The sequence below is a fragment of the Pseudomonas mendocina genome, assembly GCF_003008615.1.
In the GTDB taxonomy this organism is placed as follows: Bacteria; Pseudomonadota; Gammaproteobacteria; order Pseudomonadales; family Pseudomonadaceae; genus Aquipseudomonas; species Aquipseudomonas mendocina_C.
Genome location: NZ_CP027657.1, coordinates 1610078 through 1622773 on the forward strand (window position 1 = coordinate 1610078; position 12696 = coordinate 1622773).

Genomic DNA, 12696 nt, shown 5'->3' on the forward strand with positions numbered 1-12696 from the left:
GCGCAGTTTTCGACCAAAGCCTCAGGGCCAACCGAGCCGACCATGAAAGACAGTATTCGCCACCTGATCCAGCAAGCCCTCGACCGCCTCGCCGCCGATGGCGTGCTGCCTGCCGGCCTGACGCCGGCCATCCAGGTGGAGAACACCAAGGACAAGAGCCACGGCGACTTCGCCAGCAACATCGCCATGATGCTGGCCAAGCCGGCCGGCATGAAACCACGTGACCTGGCCGAGAAACTGATCGCGGCACTACCGGCCGACGCGCAGATCAGCAAGGTCGAGATCGCCGGCCCTGGCTTCCTCAACTTCTTCCAGAACAGTGATGCCCTGGCTCAACGCCTGGAAGCGGCCCTGGCCGACGAACACCTCGGCGTGCGCAAGGCCGGCGCCAAGCAGCGCGTGGTCATCGACCTGTCCTCGCCGAACCTGGCCAAGGAAATGCACGTCGGCCACCTGCGCTCCACCATCATCGGCGACGGCGTGGCACGCGTGCTGGAGTTCCTCGGCGACGAGGTAATCCGCCAGAACCACGTGGGCGACTGGGGTACCCAGTTCGGCATGCTGCTGGCCTTCATGGAAGAGAATCCGGCTGCCGCCGAAAGCGAGCTGGCCGACCTCGAAGGTTTCTACCGCGCCGCCAAGAAGCGTTTCGACGACTCCCCCGAATTCGCCGACCGCGCCCGCGAGCTGGTCGTTCAGCTGCAGGCCGGCGACGCCCAGTGCCTGAAACTCTGGCACCGCTTCAACGACATTTCCCTGTCGCACTGCCAGAAGGTCTACGACCGCCTCGGCGTCAAGCTGGGCATGGCCGACGTCAAGGGCGAAAGCGCCTACAACGCCGAGTTGCCGGGCATCGTCCAGGCCCTGCGCGACAAGGGCCTGCTGACCGAGGACAACGGCGCGCAGTGCGTCTTCCTCGACGAATACCAGAACGCCGAAGGCAACCCGCTGCCGGTGATCGTGCAGAAAGCCGGCGGCGGCTACCTCTACGCCACCACCGACCTGGCCGCCATGCGTTACCGCAGCGAAGTGCTGAAGGCCGACCGCGTGCTGTACTTCGTCGACCAGCGCCAGGCCCTGCACTTCCAGATGGCCTTCGAAGTGGCGCGCCGCGCCGGCTTCGTCCATGCCGGCATGCAACTGGAGCACATGGGCTTCGGTACCATGAACGGCGCCGACGGCCGCCCGTTCAAGACCCGCGACGGCGGCACGGTTAAGCTGATCGATCTGCTCGACGAAGCCGAACAGCGTGCCTATGCGCTGGTCAAGGCGCTCAACGAAAGCAAAGGCATCGTCCTCGAAGAAAACGAGCTGCGCCAGATCGCCCGCGCCGTGGGCATCGGCGCGGTGAAATACGCCGACCTGTCCAAGCACCGCACCAGCGACTACAGCTTCAATTTCGAGCTGATGCTCAGCTTCGAGGGCAACACCGCACCCTACCTGCTGTACGCCTACACCCGCGTGGCCGGCGTGTTCCGCAAGCTGGGCAAGGGCGTCGACGAAATCGGTGGCGAAATCCAGCTGGCCGCCGAACAGGAGCAGGCCCTGGCCGCAAAGCTCGCCCAATTCGGCGAAGTGCTCGGCAACGTTGCCGACAAAGGTACGCCGCACACCCTGTGCACTTACCTCTATGACCTGGCCGGGCTGTTCTCCAGCTTTTACGAGAACTGCCCGATCCTCACTGCCGAAGAGCAAGCCACCCAGCAGAGCCGCCTGCGCCTGGCCGCCCTGACCGGACGCACGCTCAAGCTGGGCCTGGAACTGCTCGGCCTGGAAACCCTGGAGCGGATGTAAATGGCAGCGCGCAAGAAGCCGGCGCCAAAACGCGGCGCCAGTCGCTATCAGGCTCCGGCGAAAAAGCCGGTACCGGGCTGGATCTGGCTCGCCTGTGGCCTGGTGATAGGTGGCTTTTTCGTGTTTCTGTTCAGCCTTGAGCCCGGCCGTGACGAGATCAAGCGCGACAAGACCGAGCAGGTGCGCAGCACCAAACCCGAACCAAAGCCGACGCAGCCCGAGCCGGCCAGGCCCAAGTACGATTTCTACACGCTGCTGCCGGAATCCGAGGTGATCCTGCCGCAAGCGCTGGAAGAAACGCCACCGCCAGCCCCCGAGCAGAAACCGGTCACGCCGGAAGAGGCCGCGAAGATCGACACCGCTCGCGCCGAAGCCGCGCTCAACGGTGAAACGCCGCCGCCCGCGCCACCAGTGACAGTCGCCACCGCACCGGTCACCACGCAGTTCTTCCTGCAGGCTGGCTCGTTCCGCAAGCGTGACGACGCCGACGGCCTGCGCGCGCAGATTATCCTGCTCGGGCAGAACGTGCGCGTGGAAACCGGCAAGGTGCGCGACGAAACCTGGCACCGCGTATTGGTCGGCCCTTACGCCAGCCGCGAGCAGTTGTCCAGCGCGCAGAAGACCCTGGCCGCCAGCGGCTTCAGCAACCTGCTGTTACAGCAGCGCCAGGTCCGCTGATCGGCGTTTTCCCCGCCGTCGGTTGAAAAGCCGCGGCGGGCACCCCATCTGAGAGTTCATCCGGGCAATTCGCCCCGCTGCGTGGAGACTCTCCCCTTGACCACCATCGTTTCAGTCCGCCGCCACGGCAAGGTCGTCATGGCCGGTGACGGCCAGGTTTCCCTCGGCAACACCGTGATGAAAGGCAACGCCAAGAAAGTCCGTCGCCTGTACCACGGTCAGGTACTGGCCGGTTTTGCCGGTGCCACCGCCGATGCCTTCACCCTGTTCGAGCGCTTCGAAGGCCAGCTTGAGAAACATCAGGGCCACCTGGTGCGTGCTGCGGTCGAACTGGCCAAGGACTGGCGTACCGATCGCAGCCTGAGCCGCCTGGAAGCCATGCTGGCAGTGGCCAACAAGGACGCCTCGCTGATCATCACCGGCAACGGCGACGTGGTCGAACCCGAAGAAGGCCTGATCGCCATGGGTTCCGGCGGCAACTTCGCCCAGGCCGCGGCGCGCGCCCTGCTGATGAAGACGGATCTGTCCGCCCTCGAAGTGGCACAAACCGCACTGGGCATCGCTGGCGACATCTGCGTGTTCACCAACCACCATCAGACCATCGAGGAACTGGACGCTGCCGAGTAGCGTCCACTGCCTCAGAACCTGTTCCCGATGCGGCAGAACAGGTTCTTACAGTTTTCCGATAGCGAGCCAAATTCCATGTCCATGACGCCCCGCGAGATCGTCCACGAACTCAACCGCCATATCATCGGCCAGGACGACGCCAAACGCGCCGTCGCCATCGCACTGCGCAACCGCTGGCGGCGCATGCAACTGCCTGCCGACCTGCGCCAGGAAGTGACGCCGAAGAACATCCTGATGATCGGCCCGACCGGCGTCGGCAAGACCGAGATCGCCCGTCGCCTGGCCAAGCTGGCCAACGCGCCCTTCCTCAAAGTGGAGGCGACCAAGTTCACCGAGGTCGGCTATGTCGGCCGTGACGTCGAGTCGATCATCCGCGACCTGGCCGATGCTGCGGTGAAGATGCTGCGCGAGCAGGAAATCACCAAGGTGCGTCATCGCGCCGAAGATGCCGCCGAGGAGCGCATCCTCGACGCCCTGCTGCCGCCAGCCCGCCAGGGCTTTGGCGACGAGCCGGTGCGCAGCGAGGATTCCAACACCCGCCAACTGTTCCGCAAGCGCCTGCGTGAAGGTCAGCTGGACGACAAGGAAATCGACATCGAAGTCGCCGAGTCGCCCATGGGCGTGGAAATCATGACCCCGCCGGGCATGGAAGAGATGACCAACCAGCTGCAAAACCTGTTCTCCAGCATGGGCAAGGGCAAGAAGAAATCCCGCAAGCTCAAGGTCGCCGACGCCCTCAAACTGGTGCGCGACGAAGAAGCCGCACGCCTGGTCAACGAGGAAGAACTCAAGGCCCGCGCCCTGGAAGCGGTCGAGCAGCACGGCATCGTGTTCATCGATGAGATCGACAAGGTGGCCAAGCGCGGCAATACCGGTGGCGCCGACGTATCCCGCGAGGGCGTGCAGCGCGACCTGCTGCCGCTGATCGAGGGTTGCACGGTCAACACCAAGCTGGGCATGGTCAAGACCGACCACATCCTGTTCATCGCATCGGGCGCCTTCCACCTGGCCAAGCCGAGCGACCTGGTGCCGGAACTGCAAGGCCGCCTGCCGATCCGTGTTGAACTCAAGGCGCTGAGCCCGCAGGATTTCGAGCGCATCCTAACCGAGCCGCACGCTTCGCTCACCGAGCAGTACAGCGCGCTGCTGCAGACCGAAGGCCTGAACATCGCGTTCACCGAAGATGGCATCAAGCGTCTGGCCGAGATCGCCTGGCAGGTCAACGAGAAGACCGAGAACATCGGTGCGCGCCGCCTGCACACCCTGCTCGAACGCCTGCTGGAGGAAGTTTCCTTCAGCGCCGGTGACCTGGCCGGCCAGCAGAACGGCGAGCCGATCCGCATCGACGCCGCCTACGTCAACGGCCACCTCGGCGAACTGGCGCAGGACGAAGACCTGTCGCGCTACATCCTGTAGATCCAGGATCACGTTCCTGCCGCTGATGGCCGGCGTCATTCTGTAGGAGCGGCTGGGCGGCATTCCGCTTCAGCCGCGAAATTCGCGGATAAATCCGCTCCTACAGGACGCTGCAATCACTCAACCGGGCGTAGCGCCTAAAAAGATCATGGAAATCAGCCATGCCCATTCCCAGCGCAATCAAACTGCACAAGGCGTCGAAAACCCTGGAGCTGCGTTATGGCGAGCAGCGCTATGCGCTCAGCGCCGAGTTCCTGCGCGTGCATTCGCCCTCGGCCGAAGTGCAGGGGCATGGCAAACCGATCCTGCAGACCGGCAAGCTCAACGTCGGTCTCGAGCGCATCGAACCGGCCGGCAACTACGCACTGAAACTGTGCTTCGACGATGGCCATGACAGCGGCCTGTTCACCTGGGAATACCTGTACGAACTGGCCACGCGCCAGGACGCACTGTGGGCCGACTACCTGGCCGAACTCAGCGCCGCCGGAAAATCTCGCGACCCCAGCGAGTCGGTCGTCCGCCTGATGCTCTGAGCGCTGGCAAAAGCCTCGACGCAGAGCGTTCGCGCCCATCACATAGAGTCACGTTAGCGACAGTTAGAGCGCGTTTTCTAATCTATCGCGGCATACTCGTGCCCCACTGACCAGCTTGCTTAACTTCAAAAACTCGGGTAACCAAGGAACTGGCAGGTTCCCTGCATTTGGCTGTGCCAGGTGCAACGAAAGATGCGGACTCGATCCGCCCCCGGTTAACCCGAGCAGTACCAGGCCCTGTGTCGCCGCGCGCCCCCGCAGGCCGGTATTCGTCTCAGGACAATGGAGCGTCGTAGATGAGTGATAAGAATAACGAAGACCTGAAACGCCAGGCCTCGGAAAACACCCTGGGGCTCAACCCAGTGATTGGCATCCGCGGCAAGGATCTCCTGACATCTGCCCGCATGGTGCTCACCCAGGCACTCAAGCAACCCTTTCACAGCGCCAAGCACGTCGCCCACTTCGGCCTGGAGCTGAAGAACGTCATGCTCGGCCAGTCCGCGCTCAAGCCTGAAGACGGTGATCGCCGTTTTGCCGATCCGGCCTGGAGCCAGAATCCGCTGTATCGCCGCTACCTGCAGACCTACCTGGCCTGGCGCAAGGAGTTGCATGACTGGATCGAACACAGCTCGCTGTCCGAGCAGGACGCCAGTCGCGGCCACTTCGTGATCAACCTGATGACCGAAACCATGGCCCCCTCCAACAGCATGGCCAACCCGGCGGCGGTCAAACGCTTCTTCGAAACCGGCGGCAAAAGCCTGCTCGATGGTCTCTCCCACCTGGCCAAGGACATGGTGCACAACGGCGGCATGCCCAGCCAGGTGAACATGGAAGCCTTCGAGGTCGGCAAGAACCTGGCCACCACCGACGGTGCCGTGGTGTTTCGCAACGACGTGCTGGAGCTGATCCAGTACAAGCCGATCACCGAGAGCGTGCACGAACGCCCGCTGCTGGTGGTGCCGCCGCAGATCAACAAGTTCTACGTCTTCGACCTGTCGCCGGAAAAGAGCCTGGCGCGCTTCCTCCTGCGCAGCCAGGTGCAGACCTTCGTGGTCAGTTGGCGCAACCCGACCAAGGCGCAGCGCGAGTGGGGCCTGTCCACCTACATCGAGGCGCTCAAGGAAGCCATCGACGTGATCTGCGCCATCACCGGCAGCAAGGACGTCAACATGCTCGGTGCCTGCTCCGGCGGCCTGACCACTGCCTCGCTGCTCGGTCACTATGCAGCGCTTGGCCAGCAGAAGGTCAACGCCCTGACCCTGCTGGTCAGCGTGCTCGACACCCAGCTCGACACCCAGGTCGCCCTGTTCGCCGACGAAAAGACCCTGGAGGCTGCCAAGCGCCGCTCCTACCAGGCCGGCGTGCTGGAAGGCAGCGACATGGCCAAGGTGTTCGCCTGGATGCGCCCCAACGACCTGATCTGGAACTACTGGGTCAACAACTACCTGCTCGGCAACGAGCCACCAGTGTTCGACATTCTCTACTGGAACAACGACACCACACGTCTGCCGGCTGCGCTGCACGGCGAGTTCATCGAGATGTTTCAGACCAACCCGCTGACCCGTCCGGGCGCGCTGGAAGTCTGCGGCACGCCGATTGACCTCAAGCAGGTCACCTGTGACTTCTTCGTCGTCGCCGGCACCACCGACCACATCACGCCGTGGGACTCCTGCTACAAGTCGGCCCACCTGTTCGGCGGCAAATGCGAGTTCGTGCTGTCCAACAGCGGCCATATCCAAAGCATCCTCAACCCGCCGGGCAACCCCAAGGCGCGCTACATGACCAACAGCGAGATGCCACTGGATCCGAAGGCCTGGCAGGAAAGCTCGACCAAGCATGCCGACTCCTGGTGGCTGCACTGGCAGACCTGGCTGGCCGAGCGTTCGGGTAAAACCAAGAACGCGTCCACCACACTGGGCAACAAGAAATTCCCGGCCGGCGAAGCCGCCCCAGGCACCTACGTACACGAACGCTGATTTCAGCCTAAACCGCAGCGGCACCGGGAAGTGCCGCACACCACGGCGGGAAACCGGCGTGGAACCAGGTGACCCCTGGTAACCCTGGAGGCGGCCCGGACGGCCCTCTCCAGCGCTCAACTCCATAGGGGCTGCGCCCATGCCGCAACCATTCGTATTCCGCACCATCGATCTCGATGGGCAGACCATCCGCACGGCAGTGCGGCCGGGCAACAGCCAGTTGGTACCGCTGCTGATCTTCAACGGCATCGGCGCCAACCTGGAACTGGTGATGCCCTTCGTCGCCGCCCTCGACCCGGAGCTGGAAATCATCGCCTTCGACGTCCCCGGCGTTGGTGGCTCATCGACTCCGGCCACGCCCTACCGGTTTCCCGGCCTGGCCAAACTGGCGGCGCGCATGCTGGACTACCTCGACTACGGGCAGGTCAATGCCATCGGCGTGTCCTGGGGCGGTGCCCTGGCCCAGCAGTTCGCGCATGACTATCCCGAGCGCTGCAAGAAGCTGATCCTCGCCGCCACCTCGGCCGGCGCGGTGATGGTGCCGGGCAAGCCCAAGGTACTCTGGCGCATGGCCAGCCCACGGCGCTACGTGCAACCGTCCTACGGCGTGCGCATCGCCCCGGACATTTACGGCGGCGCCTTCCGCCGCGATCCCAAGCTGGCCATGGCGCATGCCAGCAAGGTGCGCTCGGGCGGCAAAATGGGCTACTACTGGCAACTGTTCGCCGGCCTCGGCTGGACCAGCATCCACTGGCTGCACAAGATCCGACAACCGACGCTGGTGATGGCCGGCGACGACGACCCACTGATCCCGCTGATCAACATGCGCCTGCTGGCCTGGCGCATTCCCAACGCCGAACTGCACGTGATCGACGATGGCCACCTGTTCCTGGTGACCCGCGCCGAAGCGGTGGCACCGATCATCATGAAGTTTCTCGAAGAGGAACGGCACCGCGCGGTGATGCACCCGCAGCCAACCCCCGTACGCCAGCACTAGCAAACCGCTCGAAAACGTAGACGACGACTGCATGGATGCAGGAGGTAGAGCGACGCAGGAAGCCAAAGCCGAGGTAGTTTTCTAACGGCTTGTTGACCCGCACCAGCTTAGTGCGCAATGTTGGGCATGCTCGACGAAGGGGCCGATAACGGCCCCTTCGATTTTCGACGCGGCGCTCTGGAATGCACTTCCCGCGCGCCTGGTACAGGGCTTGCTGCACATCGTGCACAAGCACAAGGTGCGCGTCAGGCAGTCCGCGCCATTAAAGTCTCTTGCAGGTCGTGCTCAACGCCCTGCCAGACGGTTTGACGATGGAGTGTTACACCATGCGAGACAAGTCGAACCCGGCCTCACTGCCGGCACCTGCCAGTTTCATGAACGCCCAAAGCGCAGTAGTGGGCGTACGCGGTCGTGATCTGTTGTCCACCATGCGCCTGCTGGCCGCCCAGGGGCTGAAGAACCCGGTGCGCAGTGGACGTCACCTGCTGGCCTTCGGCGGCCAGCTCGGCCGTGTGCTGCTCGGCGACACGCTGCACAAGGTCAATCCGCAGGATGCCCGTTTCGCCGATCCGACCTGGCACCTCAACCCCTTCTATCGCCGCAGCCTGCAGGCCTATCTGGCGTGGCAGAAACAATTGGCGGCCTGGATCGACGACAGCGGCCTGTCAGCCGATGACCGCGCCCGCGCCCGCTTTCTCGCCGTGCTGATGAGCGACGCGTTGTCGCCCTCCAACAGCCCGCTCAACCCGCAGGCGCTCAAGGAGCTGTTCAATACCGGTGGCAGCAGCGCCTTCAAGGGCCTGCGCCATCTGCTCGACGACCTGCTACACAACGATGGCCTGCCCAGCCAAGTCACCAAGCATGCCTTCGAGGTCGGCCGCAACCTGGCCTGCACCCCCGGCGCGGTGGTGTTTCGCAACGAACTACTGGAACTGATCCAGTACAAGCCGATGAGCGAAAAGCAGTACCTGCGCCCGCTGCTGATCGTGCCGCCGCAGATCAACAAGTACTACATATTCGACCTGTCCAACGACAAGAGCTTCGTCCAGTACGCACTGAAGAACGGTCTGCAGACCTTCATGATCAGTTGGCGCAACCCCGACCCACGGCATCGCGAATGGGGCCTGTCGAGCTACGTGCAGGCGGTCGAGGAAGCCATCGACGCCTGCCGTGCGATCACCGGCAGCAAGGACGTCAACCTGCTCGGCGCCTGCGCTGGCGGCCTGACCATCGCGGCCTTGCAAGGTCACCTGCAGGCGCGCCGGCAGTTGCGCAAAGTCGCCAGTTCCACCTACATGGTCAGCCTGCTCGATAGCCAGATAGACAGCCCGGCGATGCTCTTCGCCGACGAGGAAACCCTGGAGTCGGCCAAGCGCCGCTCCTACCAACAAGGCGTGCTGGACGGTCGCGACATGGCCAGGGTGTTCGCCTGGATGCGCCCCAACGACCTGATATGGAACTACTGGGTCAACAACTACCTGCTCGGCAAGCAGCCGCCGGCCTTCGACATCCTCTACTGGAACAACGACAACACCCGCCTGCCCGCCGCACTGCATGGCGACCTGATCGACTTCTTCAAGCACAACCCGCTCAGCCGCGCTGGCGGGCTGGAAGTCTGTGGCACGCCGGTGGATCTGGCCAAGGTCAACGTCGACAGTTTCAGCGTGGCCGGCATCAATGATCACATCACGCCCTGGGACGCGGTCTACCGCTCGACCCTGCTGCTCGGTGGCAACCGCCGCTTCATCCTGTCCAACAGCGGCCATATCCAGAGCATTCTCAACCCACCGGGCAACCCCAAGGCCAACTACTACGAGAATGCCAAGCTCACCTCTGACCCACGCGCCTGGTACCACGACGCCCAGCACCAGCAGGGCAGCTGGTGGCCGCAGTGGCTGGAGTGGATTCAGGCGCGCTCCGGCGAGCAACGCGCCACCCTGATGGCCCAGGGCAACCAGAAGTATCCGGCCATGGAGGCGGCGCCCGGCACCTACGTACATATCCGCTGAAAGCGGTGGCCGATGGCACGTCTGCCGGTTATCGTCAGCCCTTCGCGTCCAGTCGAACAAGAAGCCAAGGATGAAAACCCGCGAGCGCATTCTGCAAACCGCCCTGCTGCTGTTCAACGAGCAGGGCGAACCCAACGTTTCGACCCTGGAGATAGCAAACGAGCTGGACATCAGCCCGGGCAATCTCTACTACCACTTCCATGGCAAGGAACCGCTGGTACTGGAACTGTTCGAACGCTTCCAAAGCGAGATGGCGCCATTGCTCGACCCGCCCGCCGAAGCCCAGCTCGACGTCGAAGACTACTGGCTGTTCCTGCACCTGATCGTCGAGCGCCTGTCGCAGTACCACTTTCTCTTCCAGGACATGTCAAACCTGGCCGGGCGCCTGCCGAAACTGGCGCGTGGCATTCGCCACTGGCTGAACGCACTCAAACGTACCCTGGCTGCCTTGCTCGCCCGCCTGATGGCCGATGGGCAGTTGGGCAGTGACACGCAGTCACTCGGTCAACTGGTCGAACAGATCACCCTGACCCTGCTGTTCTCCCTCGACTACCAACGCATTCTTGGCCAGGAGGGTGAAGTACGCCTGGTGGTGTACCAGATCATGATGCTGGTCGCGCCCCATCTGAATCAGCCGTCACGCGGCACCGTCGAGCATCTGGCGCAGCGCTATCTGGAAGCCTGATGCGCAGCCGTGCGCACGGAATGTAGTCCGGGTGCAACCTGCCAGAGCGCAAATGGCGGGGTACACCCGCCCTACAAAGCTGAGACGCATGCACGGTTGATGCGCATGGCGCTCCCTGCGACCTGAAACGCAAACGCCCGGCACTAGGCCGGGCGCTTGTGATCCCGAGAAACTCAGGATGGAGTGGCTGGGGGCGCCGGAGTGGCAGCCGGAGCCGGTGCAGCGGCCGGGGTAGCAGCGGTTGCAGGTGCCGGTGCTGCCGGTTTTGGCGCAGCTGCCTTGGGCGCAGCAGCTTTCTTCGCGGCCGGCTTCTTCGCCACTGCAGGTTTGGCTGCTGGCTTAGCTGCTGGCTTAGCTGCTGGTTTGGCGGCTGCCGCTGGCTTGGCAGCGGGTTTCGCTGCGGCCTTGGCTGCCGGCTTCGCAGCAGGTTTAGCAGCGGGCTTGGCTGCAGGTTTGGCTGCAACTGCCGGTTTCGCGGCAGGTTTGGCTGCGGGCTTAGCGGCTGCTTTCGCTGCTGGCTTGGCCGCAGGTTTAGCAGCGGGTTTGGCAGCGGTTTTCGCAGCCGGCTTGGCGGCGGCTTTGGCAGCGGGCTTCGGCGCAACTTTGGCAGCAGGTTTGGCAACCGACTTGGCTGACACGCCAGTGATTTTCTCCAGCTGCTTGGTCAGGCTGTCGACCTTGTCATTCAATGCCTTGACCTCGTTGCGGCTGGGCACGCCCAGACGCGAGATGGCATTGTTCAGACGCTTGTCGAAGGCCTCTTCCAGCTCACCCCATTTGCCGATTGCCTTGTCCTTGACCTCATCGACCTTGGACTTGGCGGAACCGACCTTGGAACCGACGCCGGCTTTCACCGCGCCAACCTGTTTGTCGACTTCGCTCTTGGCCAGCTTTTCAGCCTTCTCGCCGTCCTTGACCAGCGTATCGAACAGCTTGGTGCCGTCCTTGCTGACCTTGGAATAAGCGCCCAAGCCTGCCAACCAGATCTGACGCGAGTATTTCTCGACCTCGCCGATCCAGGAGCTGGTCTGTTTCTCGGTTTTCTTCTTAACAGCCATCCTGATCTCCTTATTTGGTACGCGCGACATGCTCGAGCAACGCGCTCAGCTCATCCAGCTTAGCAGAGAGTGCTTCAACATCCTGCTTGGATGGAATGCCGATACGGTTCAGAGCGGAAGCCACACGAGTATCGAAAGCCTTCTCGATCTTGTCGAGTTGAACTTCGACTTTGCCTTTAACACTGGTGACATTGCTGTTGACCGACTGCTTGACCGATTCGATCTGGCTATTGGCGGCTTCTACCTGCTCGTCAACCAGTTTCTTGCCTTTACTCTCGACGCCTTCACCGGCCTTGACCAGTTCCTTGAAGTATTCAGCCCCCTCGACACCCGCCTTGGCGTAAGCGCCCAGGCCAGCGAGGTAGATCTTGCGGGCATAACCCTTCACGTCGTCGAACAGACCGGCTTTGTCTTCGACCACGGTTTCTACTTTTTTCTTCACGGCAACTTTCGACATGGTGCACCTCACGCGCTTTGACAGTTAGCGGAAACGCCCACGGAATGCAGGCTTGGGTACACCCTAAGGAGAAAAATTAGAAATCGCATACTAGGCGCCGGCAACAGCACGCCTGTTCAAGCGAACCAGCGGCTGTGCGCACAGCGCACCCTACCGGCTGGCAACCGTTCTCAGGCCAGCGACTTGTCCAGCACCTGCTCGATCTCACGCTGGATCATGCCGCCCATGGGCGACAGCAACAGGCCGAGCTTGAGCTCGACACGCACGGTGTCTTCACCCACTGCGATGCTACCGTCGGCACCGCTGCGCTTGAACTCCAAGGTGTCGCCGTTCCACCGATAGCGCACGTCGTATTCGCTGGCCAGACGCTCGGCCAGGCGCTCGGCCTTTTCGCGGGCGGCCTCGCGACCGAGGGAATGGGATCGTTCGACACGAATACGGGACATGGCAACTCCTTGAACTGGCG

Annotated in this window: 12 protein-coding genes; 9 read left to right on the forward strand and 3 right to left on the reverse strand. The window is 63.0% G+C overall.

Translation table 11 applies throughout. From position 1 onward, the window contains the following. Nucleotides 1-42: 42 nt before the first annotated feature. The 9 genes from argS (at nucleotide 43) to C7A17_RS07465 (ending at nucleotide 10715) form a co-directional block, all read left to right on the forward strand. A complete protein-coding gene (gene argS, locus C7A17_RS07425) occupies nucleotides 43-1794 on the forward strand; it encodes an arginine--tRNA ligase (protein ID WP_106737421.1) in 1752 nt (583 codons plus the stop codon). Beyond that, the gene (locus C7A17_RS07430) at nucleotides 1795-2472 is read left to right on the forward strand and encodes an SPOR domain-containing protein (RefSeq protein ID WP_106737423.1); all 678 of its coding nucleotides are present in this window, start codon (nucleotides 1795-1797) and stop codon (nucleotides 2470-2472) included. 96 nt (nucleotides 2473-2568) lie between these two features. Further along, nucleotides 2569-3099, forward strand: a complete 531-nt coding sequence (gene hslV, locus C7A17_RS07435; protein WP_004372920.1) for an ATP-dependent protease subunit HslV — start codon at nucleotides 2569-2571, stop codon at nucleotides 3097-3099. 75 nt (nucleotides 3100-3174) lie between these two features. Next, nucleotides 3175-4515, forward strand: coding sequence for an HslU--HslV peptidase ATPase subunit (gene hslU / locus C7A17_RS07440; protein WP_106737425.1), 1341 nt, complete (start codon nucleotides 3175-3177; stop codon nucleotides 4513-4515). Nucleotides 4516-4676: 161 nt separating this feature from the next. Continuing rightward, entirely contained in the window at nucleotides 4677-5048 is a 372-nt protein-coding gene (locus C7A17_RS07445; protein WP_106737426.1) for a gamma-butyrobetaine hydroxylase family protein, read from the forward strand. Nucleotides 5049-5344: 296 nt separating this feature from the next. Next, nucleotides 5345-7024 (forward strand): class II poly(R)-hydroxyalkanoic acid synthase, encoded by a 1680-nt coding sequence (phaC, locus tag C7A17_RS07450; protein WP_106737428.1) that lies wholly within the window; start codon nucleotides 5345-5347, stop codon nucleotides 7022-7024. Between the two features lie 139 nt (nucleotides 7025-7163). Continuing rightward, on the forward strand, nucleotides 7164-8021 hold the full coding sequence (gene phaZ / locus C7A17_RS07455; RefSeq protein WP_017678527.1) for a poly(3-hydroxyalkanoate) depolymerase: 858 nt from the start codon (nucleotides 7164-7166) through the stop codon (nucleotides 8019-8021). 326 nt (nucleotides 8022-8347) lie between these two features. Then, entirely contained in the window at nucleotides 8348-10030 is a 1683-nt protein-coding gene (gene phaC / locus C7A17_RS07460; RefSeq protein WP_106737429.1) for a class II poly(R)-hydroxyalkanoic acid synthase, read from the forward strand. Between the two features lie 70 nt (nucleotides 10031-10100). Continuing rightward, complete coding sequence (locus C7A17_RS07465; protein ID WP_106737430.1) at nucleotides 10101-10715, forward strand: TetR/AcrR family transcriptional regulator; 615 nt, start codon at nucleotides 10101-10103, stop codon at nucleotides 10713-10715. A gap of 173 nt (nucleotides 10716-10888) precedes the next feature. On the opposite strand, the gene C7A17_RS07470 is transcribed toward C7A17_RS07465, so the two are convergent. From C7A17_RS07470 to C7A17_RS07480, 3 genes are all read right to left on the reverse strand, one after another. Next, entirely contained in the window at nucleotides 10889-11773 is an 885-nt protein-coding gene (locus tag C7A17_RS07470; protein WP_106737431.1) for a phasin family protein, read from the reverse strand. A 10-nt stretch (nucleotides 11774-11783) separates the two neighbouring features. Next, nucleotides 11784-12230, reverse strand: a complete 447-nt coding sequence (locus tag C7A17_RS07475; RefSeq protein WP_106737433.1) for a phasin family protein — start codon at nucleotides 12228-12230, stop codon at nucleotides 11784-11786. Between the two features lie 170 nt (nucleotides 12231-12400). Further along, nucleotides 12401-12676, reverse strand: a complete 276-nt coding sequence (locus tag C7A17_RS07480) for a polyhydroxyalkanoic acid system family protein (RefSeq protein WP_017678522.1) — start codon at nucleotides 12674-12676, stop codon at nucleotides 12401-12403. Between the last annotated feature and the right edge of the window lie 20 nt (nucleotides 12677-12696).